The organism is Bradyrhizobium sp. USDA 241, from assembly GCF_049739505.1.
Taxonomy (GTDB): Bacteria; Pseudomonadota; Alphaproteobacteria; order Rhizobiales; family Xanthobacteraceae; genus Bradyrhizobium; species Bradyrhizobium liaoningense.
The window spans coordinates 79910-98976 of record NZ_JBMGPZ010000009.1; the positions used below are offsets into that span (position 1 = coordinate 79910).

Here is a 19067-nt window from a genome sequence, read left to right on the forward strand (position 1 = left end):
TTCGGCGAGGCCGCCTGGATTCCACAAGCGTCATTCGTACGATGCCAGCCGCTGCTCCGATCAGTGTTGCTATCGTGCGGATGCGCCGGGGCCTCTTTCCATGCGCGGCAAACCCTCGCTTCTGGGGTCGACTCAGCGTGCACCAGCGCTTGAAGAGCGGTCGATCCATGCCGCGTGGGTATCTCTATTCCCCGTGCCAGCAAGCCGTTGCCCCCGGAGGATCGTATCCCTCGTAAGGCAGGGTCGTTCGCACCCGATACCCAGAACCGACGGCTCCCCGAAAAGCGTCCTCCCCGTCAGGTTGAAGCGCCGGAGCCGGTGGTGAGCGTCCGGATCTTGTGGGGCTGGTTCGCCAGGTCCCGCAGCGCGCCGGGCCATCGCAGTGTGGATCGACGCGCCACTGCGGCACTCCGCTGGGCCGCCGCTCGCCAGGTCAACAAGCAAGCCCACACGGTAATAAGTCTCCGCCAATCAGCCGAACGAACAAGCATAGAGTAATCGACGGAGGTGCACTCCGGTCATTGGCGCTCGCTGTTCCCGGATCAACAGCCGCAAGGCCGGCCACCACCCTGCGCTGCGGGGCCCCTCCTCATCGGCCGCTCGTGCGACCTGTTTCGCCGAAGGGGGCCAATGCGCAGTTAGGCCAACACCTTCACCGACACGGCCGTGCGGCAGATCGACCTCGCGCCGGGCCGGAGCCCAATCTTAACGTCTGGCGTCCAGCTGCCCGCGATAGCATCCCGACCTTCGAGTTCGAGGCGAGCGCGCCGCGAGCTATGGCTGATTTTGGGTGACGCGGCCTGATCAGGCGGCGTGGCTTTCAGTGTTCGGAATGACTTCGATTCCGTCGATGAACTTTACACCGGCGATGACTTTCGGCAACTGGTTCGTGCTCTTCAATCGCCGCCAGGTCTTCGATGCGGCGTCGATGAGCTTGAACACCATCAGCTTCGCAGTTTGTTGCGACAGCGATCCCTTGGTCCGCACCGTTCGGTGGCGCACCGTGGCGAAGACGCTCTCGATCGGGTTCGAGCTGCGTAGGTGGATCCAGTGCTCAGCAGGGAAGTCGAAGAAGGCGAGCAGCGCATGGCGATCCTTGATCAGGCACTCCACCGCACGTCCGTATTTGACGTGGTATTTCTCGACGAAGACGTCGATCGCGGTTTCAGCTTCGGCCCGGTGTGGGGCCAGATAGATGTTCCGCAGGTCGTTCTTCATGGGGCCCTGCACGGATTTGGCGACCTTGTCGAGTACGTTGCTCACTTTATGGCACCAGCATCGTTGGTGCCGCGTGCCGGGAAAGGCCTCGTCCAGTGCCTTCCAGAAGCCGAGGGCGCCGTCGCCGATGGCGAGTTGCGGGGCAATCCGTAACCCGCGTTGCCGCAGGTCGATCAGGAGTTCGCGCCAGCTCTGCGCGCTCTCGCGCACGCCGACCTGGAAGCCGATCAGCTCCTTCTTGCCTTCCGGCGTGGTGCCAATCAGCACCAGCATGCATTCGCTGTGATCTTCCATGCGGGCCTGCAGGTACACGCCATCGGCCCAGATGTAGACATAGCGACGCGCCGACAGATCGCGTCTCTGCCAGCGTTCGTACTCGACCTGCCAATCGGCCTTCAGGCCGGCGATCACCGAAGGCGACAGGTTCGGCGCATCCTTGCCGAGCAGCGCCGAGAGCGCCTCCTGGAAGTCGCCGGTCGAGATGCCGCGCAAATAGAGGACCGGGATCAAGGCATCCAGGCTCTTCGTCCGCCGCGCCCATAGCGGCAGGATTGCCGAACTGAAGCGGAGGCGGTCGCCTGGCCCGCTCGCTCCGCGGTCGCGGACCTTGGGACGAGCGACCTCCACCGGACCGATGCCGGTCGCAATCTCGCGCACCGGACCGTGCCCATGTCGGACCAGGCGCGCTCGACCGTCGGGCAGCGTCAGATTGGCCGTGCTGGCCAGAAACGCGCCAACCTCGATCTCGATCGCCCTGGCAAGCAGGTCCCGCGCGCCGGCACGAACGATATCGGTCAGTGGATCATCAACCGCGGACGGCTGACGGAAAGCAAGAACATTGGTAGTCTCGGTCATGGCGTATCGCTCTCCTCGAGAGGTTCTGGCAGGCTCGTCACCCGCCTCGATACGCCGCCTTCCTCACACCGTCATCACCCAGATTCCGCCATAGCTCGCGCGCCGCATCGGATCTCTCCCTAAGCGTAACGTTTCGATCGCAGGGGGAAGTAGTCCCATAGGGGACGCCGCACAGACTGTTGTCAGCTGACAACATCCTCTTAGTCCAGACCTGCGCAACAGGCTGGCGGCTCACGGTCGGGCAGGCGGAGGCGCCGCCGGACCTTGCGTGATCACGGCCGGCATCGGGGTCGGGCCATGGCCGTAGATCGTCGGGAAGAACGAGCCGAAGAGCAGGCTGAGCTCACGCCCCGATTCGGCCTGTCAGGAAGCTGATCCACAGCATCCAGTTCAGAACGGCACTCCATCAGCAGGCCGCAAGGCGGATCTATAATCTAATCTCGCGGGTTCGCGTGACTCCCATGAGGCCGATCGGGAGCTGAGAGTCGCCTCGCGCTGCGGTCTCAGGTCGCAACCGGCCCTGGAGGATTGTTGTCAGCTGACAACAAGAGCCTGGGCCTACCAAGCAAATGGATGTTGTCAGCTGACAACAATCTGTGCCGTCCAGCCGTCGACGCGCGCCTTTCCAGCCCTCGTTGATCCGCGCGCTGATGAATTCAGGAGCCGGGACGAGGTCGTCCTCGGCCGGAGCCCCGTCCAGATGATGGCGTGGTCTTGATGGGAAAAAGCGCCCGGAAGGCCCGAGGATGGCATTCACACAATGCTAACCATAGAAGTCTACGGCCTCCGTGCGCTCTTACAACCTTCTCCATCAGATTTCCGAGAGTAACCAACCTTCACGCGGTGTATCCGGAATGTTATATAGGGATACACGATGCGCGCTAGAGGAGCGCCGGATGGCCTTCCATATCAAGAATCCCGAGACCGACGCGCTGGCCCGCAGGGTCGCGGCGTTAAAGAAAATCGGACTGACCGAGGCCGTACACACCGCGCTCGCCCATGAACTCGAACGCGAGCAGGGCAGGCCGTCCTTGGTCGACCTGGGCGTCCAGTTTTGTCGCGATTTGAGGGCGAAGGGCAACCCGCAGAGCGGCAAAGCCGCCGACAAGGCGTTCCGCGACAGCCTGTACGAGGATTCCTGATGTTCATCGACGCTTCGGCGCTCACCGCGATGCTGACCAACGAAGACGAGGCGCGCGAGTTGCTGGCGCGCGTGCAGCAAAGCACAACGCGGTTGACCTCGCCGCTGGCCGTGTGGGAGGCGGCGATTGCCATCGCCCGCGTGCTCGATCTGCCGATCGCCGCGGCGGCCGAAGCGGTCGAGAGCTATCTCGCGCTGATGGAAATCAAAATGGTGAACGTGGCGCCCGAAACAGCCCGCATCGCGCTCAAAGCATACGACCGCTACGGCAAGGGTCGACACCCGGCACGGCTCAATTTTGGGGACTGTTTCGCCTACGCCTGCGCCCGCCATCTCGGTGAACCGCTGATGTTCAAGGGCGCCGATTTTCCGCAGACCGACATCGAGGCGGCCTGACAAGCGCTACTATCGAAGCGAGCCTGAGCGTGGCAGAAGTAATGAACGTTGATTCGCGCGAAGCCACCGAGCCTGCGCTCGGAAGCCAGCCCGATAGCCACGACGACAGTCGACCTGGCCGACGAGGACTCTAAGCGGACGGCGGTCGACGGGGTCGGAAGAGGGCAGGGGAGCTGACCAGCGGCGCATCTTTCTCGGCGGTTTGGCGCCGACCGGTGCTAGCCTGGCTTGACCTCGCCAGAACAGCTCGTTGAGTTGCAAGCGGACAGTCCGCAACCGACGTCGCTATGACGGAAGCGAAAGCCATGTTAGCTTCCGTTTCGCTGATTCCCAATAAGGTTATCAGGACCTTGCCGTCCACCTACAAAATCCCCGATCCGCTGCCCTGGGTCCAGCTCGCCGGGCCGCTTGCCGCCGCCGAGGATGCTGTGGCCCGCTTCGACGAGCGGCTGGCCAAAAGCCCAATCCGCGACGGCGCAATCAGTCGGACACACTTCACCGATGCCTGCGCCAGTCTGTGGCTGGACGGCGAACTTGTCCACCTCGATGACCTCGTCCTCCACGATGCGGGCATGGACGTTCGCGCTCCCACCCATGAACTGACTCGCGCTCACGCTGTGCTGCGCGCCCGTCGGCGCATCGCCGAGGCGAAGCCCGGTTGGGCGCTGTCGGCTCCGGGGCTCTCCAGCCTCCGCGGGCGGGGCGAGCGGGAAGAGGAGAGGACCAATCGGAAGGAAGGTAAGGGAAGTTTTGAGCTCGCCGAGGACGGCGAGCGGGACGAGGTGGATCTCGAAGAGCCGCTCGGTGCCATCGAGGCTGATCCCCATTTGGCCTCCGCCTTCGCTGCCGTCGACGCCGCAAACGCCAGGGCTGAGCGCAGGCTTGCCGACGAGACTCGGTTTCGGCCGGAGCGGGATTCTCTCATCTACGATCCCGACTGGGATGAGGAGGAACGCCTCGATCACTGGCGCGATGTGATCGACCAGACTCGCGGCTTGCCGCCGACCCTGGCGGGGGCAATTGCCGCCGACGCCTGGGGTGAGATCGAACCGCTCGAGCACACGCCTTGGCTCGGCCGCCTGCTCGCCGCGGCATTGTTGAGAGACCGCGGCAAAACGCGATCGCATCTGCCGTGCCTGCATGCTGGGCTGAAAATCATTCCGCGTGAGCGCCGGCGGCCGCGCGACGTCGCAGCGCGTTTGGTCGTGCACCTAGAGGCCATGACGGCCGCCGCCGAGTCTGGCCGCAAGGATCACGACCGCTGGCTGATGACCAGAAACCTGCTCGCCCGAAAACTCGCCGGCCGTCGCGCCACTTCAAAACTGCCGGCTCTCCTCGATTACGTGCTGACGAGGCCGATCGTCTCGGCGGGCATGATCGCGGCGGAACTCGGGATCACTCCCCGTGCTGCCCAAAACCTGGTCGCCGAGCTCGGCCTGCGCGAGGCGACCGGGCGGGGACGCTACCGGGCGTGGGGCGTCCTGTAGAGGCGAAAGTCCGTGCTGTGAACGCTCGGCTGAAAGACCGTCTCAATAAGGCACCAACAAAAATGCCGCGCGGTTGAATCCAGCGCAGCGGCCGTTCCCAGCGCCCGAGGGTGACGAAAACTCCGGTCACGCTCGAGACGCTGACCTAGGCCTTTATTCGCCCGGCACGCACGCGAGACGAAGGCTTGAAGATTTAGTTTGATCGTACTTATCGTAGCCAACCTACGATATAAGCGATAAATCGAAACTTGCTCGTCCAGCTGGTCGCACGATACTGTACGGAGCCGCCTCAATCGTCGTTGGTAAGTTCGTCAGGCCACATCTGCGCGCCATGGAGCACGCGCAAGATGCGAACGGTATCGCCGTCGACCAGGTACGCCGCGACATAAGATGTACGCGGAATGACCAACTCGCGCGTCCCAGCGACACGGCCCGGCCGACCGCTATCCGGAAAGTCGAGCAGGCGCCGCGCGGCATTCGCAATCTGTTCGTCGACATGGACCGCGGCACGAGGATTCTCGGCCTCGATGTAGCTGAAGATGCTGTCGCGATCGGACAACGCGAAGCGCGACCAGACGAGTTTCACCGTTCCTGCTCCGGCGCTTTTCGAAGCGCAGCGGCACGGCGTTGTGCGAAATGCGCTTCGACCTCGGAATCATCGATATCAGGCCGCGTGTCGGCCAACGCCTGGCGCACCTTCTCACGAAACCAGGTATCGTAAGCTTGGCTGTTGCTCACGAGCTCCAGCGGAAGCATCCCTTCATTGGCCGTGCGCGTCAGCAGGATCCGCACGGCGTCGGATACCGTGAGACCCATATTTTCCAGAACCGCAGTGGCCTTTTCCTTCACGTCCGCATCGATGCGGGTTTGGACCAAGGCATTCGAAGCCATAGCGACCTCCTTATTCGTAGCTAGATGTAATACATTTGAATGACATGCGCCAGGGACTATCACGGCTCCGTGAGCCGAGGCTGTGACAGCGGGCAAATGGCCCCGCCTTTCGGCGGGGCCGTTGCGTGGGCCCTCAATCCCGATTCGGGCGGGACCAGATGAGCTGTAGGCCGTCCTGGCCCTCCACCTCGATCAGGGTGGCATAGATCGGAGCCGGGAAGCTCGGATCGTCCAGCTTGACCGAAAGGTAATCGCGCTCGGTGTCCCTGGCGGTCTTCTGCCAAGCCGCTCCCAGCTCGACATTGCCGGCGAAGATGCGGAAGTGCGGTCCCTTGTCGGAGGGATTCTCGACCCGAACTAGCTTGGCTTTGGCATTGAGAGCGAGGGTGCGAACCGTGCCGGAGAAGCCGTTGCCGGTCGAGGTGAAGGTGCCGATGGTCGCCATTGTCGTGTCCTTTCAGTTTTCCGGGCCGCCCATCGCGGCCTCGATGGCTGGCGACAGACCGGAGGCGATCGACCCGCACCCCGAAGGGGCCGGCACGCAGTAGAGGGCAGCCCGGGCACGACTTTCTTGGCTTGCGCGAGGAATGGGCGCGCAGCGGCCAGGGGAAGAAAGTCGTAACCGGCTGTTGCGGGGATAAGAGCGAGGCGGCGCTCAAGCGACGGCGCCCTTCGGTCAGACATGCCAATCGAGGACGACGTGGGTGTGCCAGAAGAAATGGCCGAGGAAACCGACAATGGCGACCATCGAAACCTTGACCGACGAAACAACCCGATCACCGCTCACCGCACACATCTTTCAATTCCTCAGGCTTGCGGGTCGAAGCCCGAAACGGGTAAGCGCGCTACTCTGCCGTCAAGCGAGCCTCGCGGCCCGAAAGTGAATCCGCAGGCCGCGAGCGAGATTTGCTCGGCACAGCGACGACTTGTGCAAAGTCAGAACGTCGTCTTCCTCGAACGACGGCACGCAAGGCCACAATCAGGTGGCGCAGAACGAGGAATGAACGGACACTGGCCCTCGAGCGGCCAACAAGGCCGGATCTCTGCCCTGAATCACCGGATAGCTAAGCGCCGGCGCCAATCACGTTATGCGCTCATCATGTATCATGCTGCCTCTTCGACTTCAGCGGCGTTCGGCTGCTGGTCGTGCAGATAGGCGACGGCGCGTTGCGCATGCGCGGCAGCCGAGAAGATAAAGCGCTTCTCACTCGATAAAAATTCCAACCACGATGCGAGGTAGCTTGCATGATCAGGTCGCGGTTCGAGTTCGGGAGAGATCCCGAGATCCGCGCAGAGGAAACAGCTCCCGAGTTCGGCAATCAACTCTTCGCGCGCGCGTTCGCTCCGATCCTTGCTGTAACGGCTGAGATCGCGATTAACGCGGTGAGCGGGAGCGGTCCAGTGCACGGTTTCATGGGCTCTGACGGCGACATAGGAGGCGGTGTCGCGAAAACTTTCGATCGTCGGCATCTGAATGTGATCGGACGAGGGCGCGTAAAACGCCATCGAGCCGCCATGCCGAACAAGCGCGCCGGTATTGGCAAAGAAAGCGTCGGCGCTCGCGTTACGCTCGATCGTTGATGCGACAGCGGCCGGCCGACCGTAATAATGCTCGGGCAAGCCATCGATCTGGTCGACGCAAAACACGGTATAGGCCTTCAAGAAGGGGATATCCCTTTCGACTTCGTCGCCGTGAGTGTCGGTCTCTGTCTTGGTGAAGCGGCTCGCATAAACCACAGTGCTGCCGGTCTCGCCCTTACGGACGTGCGCGCCGAGTTCGCTGGCCTGCTTGAACGTCATCCAGATCGAAGAGCGGAAGCCGCGCGCGACGGCTTCTGACCAAAGCAGCACGACGTTGATGCCCGTATAGGGCTGTCCGTTGTGTCGCAGCGGTCGCGTGATGTGGCCTGCCATATTCGCGGTGGCCCAAGGTTGAACCCAGGGGCGCACGCCGCGTTCGAGCTCAGCGACAATGCGGTCCGTGATGCGGGCGTACAGGTCGCCTCGCACCTTTTCTCCATTCCTGTTCATAATAATGACCTCCGTTCGGGAGACCGCGCCCATCGCGGCTCCTCACGGGGTCCGCCACTGCCGAGCCCAAGGTCCGCGCACCCGCAGGGCCGAAGCAACGCGAAGGACGGAGAAGCCGTTGCGCGGGCATAGGGTCCGGCACAGGACCACGGACCGGGAGGAGCCGACGATGGCGCGTAGGGCGGGGAGGCGCCCTTTGTTGCAGCGGCGACACGAAGTTGGGCCGGTCTGGCAGACCGGCCCGCGAGGTGGCTGCAGTGGAAGAGGCGCGGGGCCGAGGCCCCGCGCCGACGGTTAGTCGAACGCCGACATTTGCGCCTTGGCCGCCTTCCGCCCGACGGTGTCGGTCGTGTTGTCGACAGGACGCTCGAAAGGCTTCCAGGTCTCGCCGACGACTTTTTCGTAGGCGGCGACGGCGCCCTCGGCAGCCATGCGAAGCGCGTGAGACTGCACGCCCATGTCGGCGGCGAATTCACGCTTGCGCTGTGCCTGGCTATCGAAGCCGACCGGACCATCGAGGTCCTCATCGCGGCCGTCATTGGCGAGCTTGGCGGTCGCATCTCGCGCTTCGGTGACTGCGCGGGTGTAGAACTGCCCAGCGCCATGCGCGGAGCCGACGTAAGCGCCGACGATCCGTTGAAGGTGAATCTGCATTGCGCGTTCACTCAGGCCGTCCTTGAGCGCGTCAGCGGTTTCGATGATGAGCCTCTCATGCAGATCGCGGATGCCGTCGCTGTCCAGGATCGCAAGGCCGAAGCTTTCGGAGATTCGCTGTGCCTGTGCCGCGTCGGGACAGGCGAGCCGGACCATTTCGAGAGTGGTGCCCTTGCGAAGCGGGATGACACGGGCGCTGGCGCGGGAGGGACGAACAGGTTTGGTCATGGTGAATTCCTTTCCAAGGTTTCGCCGTCAGGTTCGATCCGGCCCCTCCGGACCTCCCTTCGGGTGCGGTCGCCCAGCGCCGCCGGGATGAGGGCCGCTTCAAGGTCCGGGGACCGCCAGGCGAGCGAGGTCCGGCTGCGGGCCAGCAGGGTCCCAGCTTGCTGGGGCCCTGCGCCGGACGCGGTCGGGCCTTGCCGAGATCGGCGGTTCCTGGTCGCTTGCGACTTGGCCTTGAAGCGGACCGCCGGGGGCGCAGACCGCAGCAAACCCGAGGGGAGGGCCGACAGGGTGCGGGCCGGGTTGGCGAATGCGGAAAGGTTCGAGGAGCCGATCGCAAGCTTCGCGCCGTGCCCAAGACGTTCGCCTGAGCGAGCCGCAAGGTCGGCTTCGGCCCCGCTAGGCTGCAGCGCCTTGCCGATTGCCCGGACGACAATTGGCCGGACTGCGACATTCGTCCTTGCGATGCGCGAGCTCCGGGTCGTCACGAGCGGGTCGAGACTCCGGCGCGGATCGAGCCCGCAGCGTCTCGATCGCGGCATCCTGCCGGGCGAGCTTGCGCGAGAGCGCATCGATCTCCGGCTGGCGCTCTGCGGTGATCGCCGCAAGGTTCGAGCGATAGCGTTCGAGGAAGGCGCTCGGGTCAGGCGGCTTCCCGCGACGGTATCCGGAGCGCTTGCGGCCGAGCTGCGGGATCAGCGTCGTCATGCGGCGGATGATCTGCCGGTCGATCATGTTGAGTTGGCGCTGCGTCTGGCGGCGTGCCTCTTCCATGCGCGAAAGCTGGGCGAGGCGTTCGGATGAAGCCTTCATGGCGACTTCCTTCCCTGCCAACCGATGAAGCTCGATGGTCCGGAATAGACCGGGTGGCGGGTCTCATCGACGACGAAGCCGAAGCGGCCGATCCGGTACTCCTCGGACGGGACGAGGAAACGTCGCTCCTCAGTGCCCGCGCCGCGTCTGCCGCCCGGAGTGGCGACGACTTCAACAAAGCCCGGCTGCTGATCCGACGTGATCGCCGACACGACGATCCAGTTGTCGGCGTGCTCCTTCTCGAAGGCGCGCCGATCCTTCTCACGGGATTCGCCGGGCTGCAGCACGATCCCGAAAATCGCCTCCCACCCATCGGGCCAGCTATCCTTGATCGTGCGCTCGGCGCAGCGCCGCTCGTAGCCGGTGAACAGATGCGGGAAGGTGATCGCCACGATCGCCCAGGCCTCGTCTTCCTCGTACCAGCCGTCCGGCGCGCGCAGTACAGGATTGACCTTGCGGTTGCGCTCGGCCGAGAGATGGAAGCCGACGTGGCCCGCCGTCGAATGGCAGATGACGCCTTCCGCATAGATGGTTGCACCCTGCGACGGACCCCATGGCGTGTTCGCATTGGAGCCGGTGTCGCGACGGCCGAGCGCACGCTTCTCGCGCTGATGCTCGGCGTTCTCCACGACCTTTGTCCGGAAGGCCGCCTCGTCGGCGAGCCCACCGGAATGACCGTAGAAGTCAGAGCGCTTCCATTCGGCAATCGGCCGGTTGATACGCCAGCCGGTCGCAAGATAATGGCGGGCGTCGCGTCCCGGCAACATGGCGAAGGCCGTCTCGCCGACGCGAGCGACGAGATAGCCGTCGCCGCTGCGGCCGAACTCGACCTCGGGAAATCCAGAATTCGAATCCGGCTCGGTGGTGAGCGGTGAGGGCGTCGTCATGCGGCCGTCCTCCCCTCTATGACGTCGGCTGCCGGCACATCGGCTGTCACCTCGTCGAGAACCGCATCCGGATAGCCGTGGCTCTGCAGCCAGGTTTCGGCGTCGGCGCGGCTGCTGGCGAGATAGACGAGTTCAGCGTCCTCGCCGGGTCGGCTGAGCACGCGGACCGAACCGACCCTTGGGCGTTCGGTCGCGACGAACCTCAGGTCGTCGCTGTCCACCGAGAAGGTCCGGTGGACGCGAAGCACCACGACACCGCCGCCGCCATAGTTGCCGGCGTGCAGTGTGATGCTGGCGCCGATGACGGTGTTGCCGACGCGGCGTTCTGCCTGCTTGCGGATCAGCCGGCCGCCGCTGTTGCGGTGTTCCCAAGCCGCAAGCTTCTTACGGTGCCGCTCCGGTGGCCGCGGCGTGCCGTCGGAAAACCGTATAATCGCGCCGAGCGGGACGAGATCGTAGATCAACTGCGCGGACATGGACGTCCTCCTGTTCATGGGTGTTGGAAGCGAAGCCGCCGCCGGCTGGGCCGGCGGCGGGGCGTCATTCGGATTGTCGATGGCGGGCGGGCTATTCAGCTGCCTCACGGAACGCCTCGTCACCTAAGGCTTCGCCGCTGTCCTCGTCGCCAGCGTCCGGCTCTTCGACCTGGTCGTCGACGTCGTCGGGGGCGGTGACGACGTTCTTCGTCAGCCAGGCCAGCAGGTTGACCTTGTCCGGAGCGAACAGCGCTGCCGGATAGACGAAGCGGCCTTCCTTGAAGTGCTCGACCAAAGCGGCGCGGGTGTCCTTCACCTTTTGGCGCGGGAAAACAGAGGCGTCCTTGCACGAGCCTTCGAGCGCGGCGCGCGACAGGCACGACAGGAAGTCGTCGGTTCCCATGTTCGGCAGGAAGCTGTCCGCACCGACAACCTCGCCGGCGACGCGCGCAACGATGCCGCTGTCGGTACGGTTTTCCCGGCACGAGAGAACCTCAACGAGGATCGAGCGCGCCGCGACGCGCAGCGTGTCCATGTCGAGGACGAGCTTGCCATCCTGATCGAACAGCGTTGCGGTATAGCGCGCGATGCGCCGGTTGCCATAATAAGTGCCGCCGCTACCGGAATCGACCGAGACATTCTGGCCCGCGAACGCGAGGATCAGCAGCGCCATCAGCGCATCGTCCTCGACGGGCGCGCGTGCCAGCGCCTCATGGAGGGCGTCGGTTCGGAAGTCGCCGATGATCTCGATGCCCTTGCGCGTCACGTCGGGACGCGGCTTCGAGACCGCTGTGCTCTCGTCGGCAGCGCCAGTGCCGGGCGCCGTGCCCTTGTCCTTCGACTTCTTCGCCGCAGGCATGCGGTAATGCACGCTCTGCACACGGCCGTCACGGTCGAGATACATCGCCGCGCAATCCGACTTCGACGGCTTGCCGTAGACGCGCTCCGCCTTCGGCGGCAGCTTGACCTCGCCCCAGTTCGTCGTCTCGGCGATGATGCCGCGCTTCGGCAAGTTGTTGGTCATCCACTCCTGCTGCGCGCCAAGGAACGCTTCGACATCCGCGGTGTAGCGGCTATCCTCGTCCGCCGGCGCGAACAGGTCCTCGACCCACTGGATGCCGTAGGCCTGGGCGAGGTCGTCACCGAAGCTGGCGTGACGTGCGTACATGCGGGCCTTGGTCAGGGCCTGCGCCACGCTCCCCCACGACACCTGCGGATCCGCCTTGGAGGGCTTGTGCTTCTTCCAAACCTCCTTCTGCTCGTCGAGCGACGCCGAGGCGATGGTACGAAGCTGCCGTTCGTCTGGCACGTCGCCCTTGGCCATGTGATCGAGCATGATCGGCAGCACGTTGGCGAGCAAGCGGAGCTTCCTGATCTGCCGGACGGGCAGGGTCAATGCGACGCCGATTGCCTCTTCGGTCCAGCCGAGCGCGACGAGGCGTTCGATCGCGCGCCACTGGTCGACGGGATTGAGCGCTTCGCGCGCGATATTCTCGATCATCGAGCGCATGGCACCGTTGTCGTTCGCCGCCTCGTCGACGAGGACATCGATCTCCTCGAGGCCCGCGGCGATCGCCTGCTTCACGCGGCGATTACCGGCATTGATCACATAGCCGTTGCGGCCACCGGTCTCGGGCGTGATGACGGGTGGCTGGACGATGCCGACGGCCTTGATCGTCGCGAGCAGCAGGGCGTCGGCCTGCGGCGTCGACTTCGTCTGGCGCATGCGGTCGGGATTTTCGTTCAGCGCACGCGGATCAATTTTGATGAGCTGCATGAGATTCTCCTGTTCGGGTTCGCGGACCGCGCCTTGCGGGCCCTTCCTCGTCTTCTTCCCGAAGACACCCCCGGGCCCCGCGGAGCGGTCGGGCCGGCACAACTGCGGCCGAGCATCCCTGCCAGGCCGGACAAGCAGGGCTAACAGCCCTGCGAAGGACGACGGGCTGGGATCGCGCAGGCGGCGGTTGAGCGTCAGCGTTGCCGGCCTGGCCGATCTGCGAGCAGGCCTTCTCTTCCTCCTTCATCACGCTGCAATTGCGCTCTCGCCCGCGCCCTCCACATCCGTCGCAAGGGCTTTCTCTACCTCCGCCCACTGCCTGCGCTTCTCGGCGAGATCGGCTGCGAATACGAATTCGCCGTCCTCGCGCGACCGGTACGAGGCGAGCCGGCGATGTGCGTCGGCGAGACGCTGGCGATAGCGCTCCCGCTCGCCCTCGAAATCGTCGAGCGCGTGCTCGAGACGGGAGATTGCGCCGAGCGGCGTCACTGTGAGGGGCAGCTCGATCTCATGCGCTTCCCCGGTGCGGATCAGCATGGTGCCGTAGCGATAGCCGTCACGGCCGTAACGCTCGCCGGTGTACGCGAGGTCGAACCCGCCGATCGTGGTGATGATGGTCTCGCCCTCCTGCTGGAGCTGGACGAGGGTCAGAATTTCTTTCATCAGGGCGCGGCCGGCCTCCTTGCGCTCGACATAGCGCTTGCCGGCCACAGTCGCGGCGAAGGCGTCGCCAACGGTCGGAACAAGGCGCTCGATATCCTTGCCGACCTCCGCGATCCGCCGCGTGCAGAACTCAATGTCGCGTCCCGCGTCTCGGATCTGCCGACGGACGGCGTGCTGATCGTCGATATGCGCCGCGCTCAGACGCTCGAGCCGGGCGATGTCGGCTTCGAGCCCAGCCTTTCGCATCAGCCGCTGGTCGCCGCTCGCGATCGCCTTGGCCATCGCGAACTGGTTGGCTTGGCCTTCACCGAGATCCTCGAGCCGACGGATCGACGTATCGCCGGAGAGTGCCGCGGCGATGAAGCGAGCCTTGCGCTCGTTGTTCTGCCACATGCTCGCGTCGAGCGAGCCCTCGGTAGCATAGGCGAAGATGTCGATGACGTCGTGCTGGTTGCCCTGGCGCTCTATCCGCCCCTCGCGCTGCGCGATCTGCGACGGCAGCCACGGCACGTCGAGATGATGGAGAGCCTTCAGGCGAAGTTGCGCGTTGACGCCCGTCCCCATTGTATCTGAGGAGCCGATCAGGAACCGGACCTTGCCGGCACGTACGTCACCGAACAGACGCTGCTTGGCCTCGGACTTCTTGAAGTCCTGCATGAAGGCGATCTCGGACGGGGGCACGCCCATGCGGACGAGCTCGTCCCTGATCCAGCGATAGGCCGAGAAGCCTCGCGTCTTCTCGACGCTGACCGTTCCAAGATCAGAGAAGATCATCTGCGCGGCGCCCGGCAGCTCGTACGGCTTGCCGTCGGCGCGCACGTAACTGTTGTCTGACGTCTCCTTCCAGATGCGGAAGGCGTTGCCGACGAGAAGATTCAGCTTGTTGTTCGGCTCATTATCGTTGTCCGGATCGACCAGACGCAGGTCAATCGCCGCATGCCGCCCATCGGTGATGACAGAAAGCAAAATATCGTCACCCGGCGCCGGCGGCCGGTCGCGCGTCTCGATCGCCTTGATCCGCGCGTCGAGCAGGGCTTGATAGCGCTTGAACGCCGGCGTAGGCTTTGCCGTCAGGATCTGGCGCTTGCCCGTCGAGATCGCCGGGACCTTCACGTACTGCCGCAGGTCCTCCGGCATCACCACGTCGGCGAAGGACCGGAACATGGCGATCAGCTCGGGGACGTTCACGAAGGTCGCGAAGCGAGTGACCGGCTTGTACCTGCCGGACGGCTGGAGCTCGAGCTCCGTCGAGACGTCGCCGAAAGTCGAGGCCCAGGCGTCGAACTCATGCAGGCCCCGATCCAGGAGCGCTGCGTAGCCGAGGTAGCGCTGCACCGAGAACATCTCACCGAGCGTATTGGTGATCGGCGTGCCGGAGGCGAGCACCAGCGCCCGCCCAGGATTCTTGGTCTCGATGAAGCGCGTCTTTACATAGAGGTCCCAGGCGCGCTGCGAGCCGTTCGGATCGACGCCCTTCAATGTCGACATATTGGTAGCGAAGGATAGCTTGCGGAACTCCTGCCCCTCGTCGACAATGATCTGGTCGACGCCGATCTCGGAGATGGTCAGGAGATCGTCCTTGCGCGTGGCCAGCGCTTCGAGCCGTTCCTTCAATCCCTCCTTCAGGCGCTCGAGCCTCTTGCGTGAGACGCGGTCGTCGCTCTCGACCTTGGTGAGCAACGTCTCATAGAGCTCGAGCTCGTCCTGGATCATCTGCTGCTCGAAGGCGGACGGCACGCCGATGAAGCGGAAGGCCGAATGGGTGATGATGATCGCGTCCCACGTTGCAGTCGCGGCGCGCGACAGGAAGCGGTGCCGCTTGTCCTTGGTGAAGTTGGTCTCGTCGGCGACGAGGATGCGGGCACCGGGATAGAGCGCCAGGAACTCGCGCGCCGCCTGCGCCAGGCAATGGCCGGGAACGACAAGCATGGCCTTAGCGATCAGGCCGAGACGCCGCTGTTCCATGATCGCGGCCGCCATCGTCATCGTCTTGCCGGCGCCGACGGCGTGGGCGAGATAGGTCGCGCCTGAGGCGATGATGCGCCAGATGCCGCGCTTCTGATGTTCGTAGAGAACGAAGGCGCCCGATGCGCCCGGGAGCTTCAGATGCGAGCCGTCGAAGGCGCGCGGCACGATGTTGTTGAAGCGGTCATTGTAGACCCGCGCCAGCCGGTCGGTCCGATCCGGGTCGGACCAGATCCAATTCTGAAAGGCGGTCTTGATCTTCGAGAGCTTCTCCTTCGCCGCCTCTGTGTCGACGACGTTGAGGACCCGACGTTCGCTGTCGCCGTCTTTGATCGTGTCGAAGATCTGCGGGACGGAGGAGTTGAGCGCATCAGAGAGAAGCTGCCCGGCGTGCCGCCGCTCCGTGCCCCATTCCGAGGTGCCGGCGGCCATCCAGCCGAGCTGCCGGGCCTCCACCGTCCACGACGCCAGTTCCGGCATGTGGTGAATCCTGATTTCCGCGCCCATCGTTTCCTTGACGAACGCGACGATGTCGGCGGCGGGAATCCACGGCGCGCCAAGGCGTGCGGTGATGTCCGAGGGCCGGAGGTCGGCAGGCTGCATCTCCCGCAGGGCGGTCACGTTCCGCGCATAGGCGGGGTCGAGCGCAGCCGCCGCTTCCGCAACCTTCAGCTTGTCGCGCACAGCACCCGACAGATAGGCGTCGGCGGTCTGCCACGAGCCGCCGCTGGGATCGCGGAAGATGGCGCTGCCGAGCTCGGCGATGACGCCGTCCGCGTCGCGGTGCACGAGCTCCGCGATATGGTCGGGGTCGACATGGCCGCGCTCGTTGAGAACGACGGCCAGCGCGTCGGCGGCGCTGGTGATGACGGGCGGCGCCGGCGGCGCTATCACCCGCTCGGTGAAGATCGGGCCCGGCTTCGCCGTGTCGGACGCGAGATCGTAGTCCTCGATTGAGGCCACCAGCCAGCAGTCCGGATCGTCCAGGAATGGCTGGAGGTTCGGCCTGCGGTGCGTTTCGCGGACCTCCCCGGTCTCGTCATCCTCGACCGTCGACACGACGGTCGTGATGATCGGACCGAAGGCGCGCACGAAGTTCGACCACACGATGCGCAGCCTGACCTGCGCGTCCTTCCACGGCCGATCGAGCTCCTGACACTTCAGCACCTCGCGGACCGCGTCGCGGATGGGGATCAGCTTCTGGATGATCCGAGCGTGCTTCTCCGGAACACCGTCCGCGCTGCGGCCCTTGCGCAACCTGACGGCGACTGACCGTCCATCAAGGATCTGCATCAAGCCATGCCGGCTATCGAGGAGATAGCTGCCCTCGCGCGCCGTGAGGCTCGCCGAGCTCTCCGACTTCGCCGGCACGGCTTCGTGCTCGCCATCAGAGACGATCGCCTCCGGTTCGCCGTCATAGATTGCGACAGGAAGGTTGGTGATCGCATTGTCCAGCGCGGTCGCGAGGTCCTCGCCGTCACTTGGCAGACAGGTGTAGGTCTCGCCGAACGGGCCGGAGGTCAGCGCGTGCGCGCCGAGCACAAGGCGGCCATGGAACGCGAACCAGCGATTGACCCGGATTGCGCCCTCGTCGTCGGTCGCCGGACATACTTCCTCCAGGTCGAGCCATGACAGGTCGCCTTCGGGCTCGCCGTGCTTGCGCCGCCGGAAGAACAGGATGTCGACCACAACGTTGGTGCCGGCATCGGCGCGGAAGCTACCTTCCGGCAGACGGATGGCACCGAGGAGATCGGCGTGCTTCGCGATCAGCGCGCGCGCCGAGCCATCCGCCTTGTCCATCGTGCCGTGCGATGTGACGAAGGCGGCGAGCCCGCCCGGCTTCAGCAGCTTGATCGCCTTGATGATGAAATAGTCGTGGAGCCGCAGACCGAGCGAGCGCAGCGCGCGGTCCGAGCGAACGGTGCGATCGGAGAAGGGCGGATTGCCGATCACGAGGTCGAACCGCGCCGGCAGCTCGGTGCGCGCGAAATCGCCGGTGACGATCCGCGCCCGCGGCTGCAATAGCCGCGCGATGCGCGCCGTGACGGGATCGAGCTCGACGCCGGTGACGTGGGAGACCTCGCGCAGAACCTGCGGCATCAGCGCCGGAAACATGCCGGTGCCGATGCCGGGCTCGAGCACGCGGCCGCCGCGCCAGCCGAGGCGCAGCAAACCCGCCCACATCGCTTGGACAATGAACCCCGGCGTGAAATGGGCATACTGCGTACAGCGTGCCAGCGAAGCGTAGTCAGCCTCATCGACCACATCCTGCAGGTCGGTCCCGATCTCGTCCCAGCCCTTCGCGAATTCGGCTTCGCCCGGTCGGCGGAAAACGCCATTGGCGAGCTCTGAGGCGCCAAAGCCCATAAAGCGGATCAGTTGCCGCTGTTCCTCGACCGTCGCGGACCGCTGCGCGGCCTCGATCTGTGCCGCAAGCCGAACTGCGGCGATGCTGTCGCGGGCGCGCTGCTTCCAGCCCTTTGCGAGGCCGCGCTCGCCGGAAAGATAGAAATTGTCGCCGCGCCTGCTGTGATCGGCCTCGGAGCGCTGCGCCGATTCGATCGCCGGTCCTACCGAGGCCGGCGTCGACGGGGGCGGATCATCCTCATGGTCGTCAGCGCTGCCGAAATCGGTAGCTAAGCCCGTGACGCCAAGGCCAAGGCTGGATGAACGGGCGGTATTGCCGAAGAGGTCGAGGGTGAAAGGATCGTCATGCGCCATGGGAAATGTTCTCCAGTTGGGGCGCGCGCGGCCGTCCGCCGGCGCGGGCTGAGACGGACGGCACGGCGTTGCGGGAATTGATGAGTGGGCCGGCGCCTGGCCGGTTGCTGAAATGCGACGCCCGGGGGGCCGGGCTGCCGCGGGGCGGGGGGAGGTCGGCTAGGCCGCGGCCGTGTCCGGCAGATGACGGAACTGCACCGGCAGCTTGGCCACGATCTCTGCCTCGGTGAGGTCGTCGAGCAGCTTCAGGACTGTGCCGCTCTGGCCGGCATAGACGAGTACGGTGCGGCGGCCGCGCATGCGGCCAGCGCTCGCCGGCGTAGCCGCGATAATCGTCATGCGTGCTCGACCAGATGTGCTCGAGCCGCTCGTCGCGCGTCATCGCGCGCACGGGCCGTGACTCGCGCTCGATGATCGCCGCCTTCATGCGCTCCGGCGACAGCCGATCGGAAAGATCGCAATAGCCATGGAACCAGCGCCGCCTTCCGTCGATGGCAAGCGCGAAGAAGATGCTGGTGACGCTGCCCGTCATGAATTCGCGCATCGCGAACATGTCGGCGCGCATGAACAGCGGTGGCAGGATATCGAGCATGTAGTCGTGCTCCCGCTCGTTGACTCAAACCACTCACCGGCGAAGAGATGTTGGCCTTCACCATCGGCCATCGCGGGGTCACCACGATGGCGGTTGAACAAGCGGTGCATCTCATGGCGCGTCGCGACGCCTTCCAAGACTTTGCGGATAATGGGTAAGGTGTGCATCGGCGGCTCCTCTTGGCCTAGCCGGACTGAAGCGCGAGCGATCCGCCTGATCTCTTCGTCACTTCAGCCCTTCATCACACCTCCTCGCCGGCCGCATCGAAGGTCCGG

14 protein-coding genes and 1 pseudogene are annotated in these 19067 nt (G+C 64.9%); 3 read left to right on the forward strand and 12 right to left on the reverse strand.

What is annotated here, in order from left to right; all coding sequences use genetic code 11:
• Window positions 1-804: 804 nt before the first annotated feature.
• On the reverse strand, window positions 805-2073 hold the full coding sequence (locus tag ABIF91_RS45550; protein WP_038952271.1) for an IS256 family transposase: 1269 nt from the start codon (window positions 2071-2073) through the stop codon (window positions 805-807).
• 896 nt (window positions 2074-2969) lie between these two features.
• Between ABIF91_RS45550 and ABIF91_RS45555 the strand changes: the two genes are divergently transcribed.
• The 3 genes from ABIF91_RS45555 to ABIF91_RS45565 all read left to right on the forward strand — a co-directional run bounded on the left by ABIF91_RS45555 (window position 2970) and on the right by ABIF91_RS45565 (window position 5097).
• Window positions 2970-3215 carry a type II toxin-antitoxin system VapB family antitoxin gene (locus ABIF91_RS45555; protein WP_018273804.1) on the forward strand — a complete coding sequence of 82 codons (246 nt, stop codon included), beginning with the start codon at window positions 2970-2972 and terminating at the stop codon, window positions 3213-3215.
• Window positions 3215-3610 (forward strand): type II toxin-antitoxin system VapC family toxin, encoded by a 396-nt coding sequence (locus tag ABIF91_RS45560; protein ID WP_018273805.1) that lies wholly within the window; start codon window positions 3215-3217, stop codon window positions 3608-3610. Before ABIF91_RS45555 ends, ABIF91_RS45560 begins: the two co-directional genes overlap by 1 nt.
• A 287-nt stretch (window positions 3611-3897) precedes the next feature.
• Window positions 3898-5097 (forward strand): RHE_PE00001 family protein, encoded by a 1200-nt coding sequence (locus ABIF91_RS45565; RefSeq protein WP_244430221.1) that lies wholly within the window; start codon window positions 3898-3900, stop codon window positions 5095-5097.
• A gap of 289 nt (window positions 5098-5386) precedes the next feature.
• Here the strand turns inward: ABIF91_RS45565 and ABIF91_RS45570 are convergent, their stop codons facing one another.
• The 11 genes and pseudogenes from ABIF91_RS45570 to ABIF91_RS45620 form a co-directional block, all read right to left on the reverse strand.
• Window positions 5387-5683, reverse strand: coding sequence for a type II toxin-antitoxin system mRNA interferase toxin, RelE/StbE family (locus tag ABIF91_RS45570; RefSeq protein ID WP_018273807.1), 297 nt, complete (start codon window positions 5681-5683; stop codon window positions 5387-5389).
• Window positions 5680-5988, reverse strand: coding sequence for a type II toxin-antitoxin system RelB/DinJ family antitoxin (locus tag ABIF91_RS45575; protein ID WP_018273808.1), 309 nt, complete (start codon window positions 5986-5988; stop codon window positions 5680-5682). Before ABIF91_RS45575 ends, ABIF91_RS45570 begins: the two co-directional genes overlap by 4 nt.
• A 133-nt stretch (window positions 5989-6121) precedes the next feature.
• The gene (locus tag ABIF91_RS45580) at window positions 6122-6433 is read right to left on the reverse strand and encodes a DUF736 domain-containing protein (RefSeq protein WP_028343038.1); all 312 of its coding nucleotides are present in this window, start codon (window positions 6431-6433) and stop codon (window positions 6122-6124) included.
• Window positions 6434-7092: 659 nt separating this feature from the next.
• A complete protein-coding gene (locus tag ABIF91_RS45585; RefSeq protein WP_018273812.1) occupies window positions 7093-8019 on the reverse strand; it encodes an ArdC family protein in 927 nt (308 codons plus the stop codon).
• A 294-nt stretch (window positions 8020-8313) separates the two neighbouring features.
• The gene (locus ABIF91_RS45590; protein WP_284280205.1) at window positions 8314-8901 is read right to left on the reverse strand and encodes a hypothetical protein; all 588 of its coding nucleotides are present in this window, start codon (window positions 8899-8901) and stop codon (window positions 8314-8316) included.
• A 396-nt stretch (window positions 8902-9297) separates the two neighbouring features.
• Window positions 9298-9711, reverse strand: a complete 414-nt coding sequence (locus ABIF91_RS45595; protein ID WP_018273814.1) for a hypothetical protein — start codon at window positions 9709-9711, stop codon at window positions 9298-9300.
• Window positions 9708-10598, reverse strand: a complete 891-nt coding sequence (locus ABIF91_RS45600; protein ID WP_035677528.1) for a DUF7007 domain-containing protein — start codon at window positions 10596-10598, stop codon at window positions 9708-9710. The genes ABIF91_RS45595 and ABIF91_RS45600 overlap by 4 nt, the downstream gene beginning before the upstream one ends.
• A complete protein-coding gene (locus ABIF91_RS45605; RefSeq protein WP_018273818.1) occupies window positions 10595-11074 on the reverse strand; it encodes a hypothetical protein in 480 nt (159 codons plus the stop codon). The genes ABIF91_RS45600 and ABIF91_RS45605 overlap by 4 nt, the downstream gene beginning before the upstream one ends.
• 91 nt (window positions 11075-11165) lie before the next feature.
• The gene (locus ABIF91_RS45610) at window positions 11166-12851 is read right to left on the reverse strand and encodes a ParB/RepB/Spo0J family partition protein (RefSeq protein ID WP_018273819.1); all 1686 of its coding nucleotides are present in this window, start codon (window positions 12849-12851) and stop codon (window positions 11166-11168) included.
• 246 nt (window positions 12852-13097) lie between these two features.
• Complete coding sequence (locus ABIF91_RS45615) at window positions 13098-18200, reverse strand: N-6 DNA methylase (protein ID WP_424579929.1); 5103 nt, start codon at window positions 18198-18200, stop codon at window positions 13098-13100.
• Between the two features lie 159 nt (window positions 18201-18359).
• Window positions 18360-18959: pseudogene (locus tag ABIF91_RS45620) on the reverse strand (DUF1419 domain-containing protein).
• Between the last annotated feature and the right edge of the window lie 108 nt (window positions 18960-19067).

Coding starts and splice junctions, on each gene's coding strand:
- ABIF91_RS45560 (WP_018273805.1), top strand. CDS start 3,215: ATGTTCATCGACGCTTCGGCGCTCACCGCGATGCTGACCAACGAAGAC.
- ABIF91_RS45605 (WP_018273818.1), bottom strand. CDS start 11,074: ATGTCCGCGCAGTTGATCTACGATCTCGTCCCGCTCGGCGCGATTATA.
- ABIF91_RS45610 (WP_018273819.1), bottom strand. CDS start 12,851: ATGCAGCTCATCAAAATTGATCCGCGTGCGCTGAACGAAAATCCCGAC.
- ABIF91_RS45585 (WP_018273812.1), bottom strand. CDS start 8,019: ATGAACAGGAATGGAGAAAAGGTGCGAGGCGACCTGTACGCCCGCATC.
- ABIF91_RS45555 (WP_018273804.1), top strand. CDS start 2,970: ATGGCCTTCCATATCAAGAATCCCGAGACCGACGCGCTGGCCCGCAGG.
- ABIF91_RS45580 (WP_028343038.1), bottom strand. CDS start 6,433: ATGGCGACCATCGGCACCTTCACCTCGACCGGCAACGGCTTCTCCGGC.
- ABIF91_RS45595 (WP_018273814.1), bottom strand. CDS start 9,711: ATGAAGGCTTCATCCGAACGCCTCGCCCAGCTTTCGCGCATGGAAGAG.
- ABIF91_RS45600 (WP_035677528.1), bottom strand. CDS start 10,598: ATGACGACGCCCTCACCGCTCACCACCGAGCCGGATTCGAATTCTGGA.
- ABIF91_RS45550 (WP_038952271.1), bottom strand. CDS start 2,073: ATGACCGAGACTACCAATGTTCTTGCTTTCCGTCAGCCGTCCGCGGTT.
- ABIF91_RS45575 (WP_018273808.1), bottom strand. CDS start 5,988: ATGGCTTCGAATGCCTTGGTCCAAACCCGCATCGATGCGGACGTGAAG.
- ABIF91_RS45615 (WP_424579929.1), bottom strand. CDS start 18,200: ATGGCGCATGACGATCCTTTCACCCTCGACCTCTTCGGCAATACCGCC.
- ABIF91_RS45590 (WP_284280205.1), bottom strand. CDS start 8,901: ATGACCAAACCTGTTCGTCCCTCCCGCGCCAGCGCCCGTGTCATCCCG.
- ABIF91_RS45565 (WP_244430221.1), top strand. CDS start 3,898: ATGACGGAAGCGAAAGCCATGTTAGCTTCCGTTTCGCTGATTCCCAAT.